The 712-nt window shown below is 46.8% G+C and carries 2 protein-coding genes; both read right to left on the bottom strand.

Annotated features, from left to right (window positions below; translation table 11 throughout):
- Positions 1-108: 108 nt before the first annotated feature.
- A complete protein-coding gene (tnpA, locus tag ACLBVC_RS24770; protein WP_024531425.1) occupies positions 109-567 on the bottom strand; it encodes an IS200/IS605-like element IS1541C family transposase in 459 nt (152 codons plus the stop codon).
- Positions 524-712, bottom strand: a 189-nt coding sequence (locus tag ACLBVC_RS24765; RefSeq protein ID WP_410151813.1) for a hypothetical protein, incomplete at its 5' end; no start/stop codon positions are given. The genes ACLBVC_RS24765 and tnpA, both read right to left, overlap by 44 nt.

The raw sequence follows: 712 nt of genomic DNA, 5'->3' as shown, positions 1-712 counted from the left end.
AATAAATATCCTCCGGCATAGCCGGAGGTTTTTCATATGCGCCTATAAGGCTCTGTTACCAGCCGCGCCCTAACAGGCGCATCGCGATCTGACATTTGCATCTATGGATTACTTACTGCCCGTAAACGGGCTGCCCGGATATGGGATCGAGAGCTGCTCACCCATTTTATCCTCTTCCAGTTGGTGCTTTATGTATTCCTGTATCCTGGCCGTGTTTTTCCCAACCGTATCAACGTAATACCCTCGGCACCAAAACTCCCTGTTGCGGTATTTAAACTTCAAATCCCCAAACTGCTCATAAAGCATCAGGCTGCTCTTTCCCTTCAGGTACCCCATAAACCCCGATACACTCATCTTGGGCGGAATTTCCAGAAGCATATGGATGTGATCCACACAACATTCCGCTTCGAGAATATTCACGTTTTTCCACTCGCACAGCTTTCTTAAAATACTTCCAATCGCTTTGCGCTTCTCTCCGTAGAACACCTTTCTACGGTACTTCGGCGCAAAAACTATGTGATATTTACAGTTCCATCGCGTGTGCGCTAAGCTCTTTTCGTCCCTCATTGGGACCCCCTTTTGATTTCTTGTTGAACCTTTGCAGTTGCCAGACCGCAAACTGTTTTAACAAATCAAAAGGGGTTTTTATAACTGGCTCAAAGCTGAAAGCTTTACTGAACCCCCAGCCTAGCTGGGGGTTTTCTGTGCACAA

This window comes from Rahnella selenatireducens, assembly GCF_046449555.1.
Classification (GTDB): Bacteria; Pseudomonadota; Gammaproteobacteria; order Enterobacterales; family Enterobacteriaceae; genus Rahnella; species Rahnella selenatireducens.
This window is presented reverse-complemented; position numbering and strand designations above follow the sequence as displayed.

Coding starts and splice junctions, on each gene's coding strand:
- tnpA (WP_024531425.1), bottom strand. CDS start 567: ATGAGGGACGAAAAGAGCTTAGCGCACACGCGATGGAACTGTAAATAT.